A 1,424-nucleotide genomic window follows, 5' to 3' on the forward strand; every position below is an offset into this window, starting at 1 on the left:
AAAAAATCTAACTTTTGGGGTGTTTTTAAATGAAATTAACTTATGAGGATAAAGTTCGAATCTATGAACTAAGAAAACAAGGAATCAGCTTCAAGCGACTTTCAGAAAAATATGGAATGAACCTTTCAAATCTTAAGTACTTAATCCGATTGATTAATCGCTACGGAATAGAAAATGTCAAAAAAGGGAAAAACCGTTATTACTCTCCTGAATTAAAACAAAAAATGATTGATAAAGTCCTACTTGAAGGTCGTTCGCAACTAAGCGTATCTCTGGATTATGCTCTTCCAAGTAGTGGATTACTTCCAAATTGGCTGGCACAATACAAGAAAAACGGGTATACTATTGTTGAGAAAATAAGAGGAAGGCCAGCTAAAATGGGACGTAAACGGAAGAAAACTTGGGAAGAAATGACTGAACTAGAGCGACTTCAAGAGGAGAATGAACGCTTACGGACTGAGGTGGCCTACCTAAAAAAGTTAAAAGAGTTAGAGGAAAGGGACGAAGCCCTAGAGAGAGAAAGGCAGAGACAGTTAGAGAAATGGTTTCAGGAGGATTTCGATTAGATTTACTTCTTGAAACGGCATATTTAGCTCGCTCAACTTACTACTATCACTTAAAACAGCTAGATCAACCAGATAAGAATCAAGAACTTAAAGCTGAAATTCAGTCCATTTATAGTGAGCATAAAGGAAATTATGGCTATCGGAGAGTCACTCTTGAACTAAGAAATCGTGGCTTCGTAGTCAATCATAAAAAGGTCCAACTGCTGATGAAAGTCCTTGGTTTAGCGGCTCGAATTCGTCGGAAACGGAAGTATTCTTCCTACCAAGGAGAGATTGGCAAGAAAGCAGAGAATCTTATTCAACGCCAATTTGAAGCATCCAAGCCAATGGAAAAATGCTATACGGATGTGACAGAGTTTGCCATTCCAAATAGCAGGCAGAAACTCTATTTATCCCCTGTTCTGGATGGATATAACAGTGAAATCATCGCTTATCATCTTTCTACTTCACCAAATTTAGAACAAGTGAAGACCATGTTGGAACAGGCATTCACAGAGAAACACTATGAGAATACGATTCTCCATAGCGACCAGGGATGGCAATACCAACATGCTTCTTACCACCAGTTTTTGGAGAAGAAGGGGATTCAGCCATCCATGTCACGCAAGGGTAACAGCCCAGACAACGGCATGATGGAGTCCTTCTTTGGCATTCTTAAGTCTGAAATGTTTTATGGTTATGAGAAGAACTTTAGGTCTTTAGAAGACCTTGAGCAAGCTATTGTAGACTACATTGATTACTACAATAACAAACGAATTAAGGTCAAACTAAAAGGACTTAGCCCTGTGCAATACAGAACTAAATCCTTTCAATAATTAATTGTCTAACTTTTTGGGGTCAGTACAATTTTGTCCCGGC

1 protein-coding gene is annotated in these 1,424 nt (G+C 38.5%); it reads left to right on the top strand.

Annotated features, from left to right (window positions below; all coding sequences use genetic code 11):
• Window positions 1-29 precede the first annotated feature (29 nt).
• A protein-coding gene (locus MK370_RS11300; protein ID WP_268685322.1) for an IS3 family transposase occupies window positions 30-1,381 on the top strand; the annotation gives its coding sequence in 2 pieces (ribosomal slippage) (window positions 30-471 and window positions 471-1,381; 1,353 coding nt in all).
• Window positions 1,382-1,424: the final 43 nt, after the last annotated feature.

This window comes from Streptococcus sanguinis (assembly GCF_026781265.1).
GTDB lineage: Bacteria > Bacillota > Bacilli > Lactobacillales > Streptococcaceae > Streptococcus > Streptococcus sanguinis_T.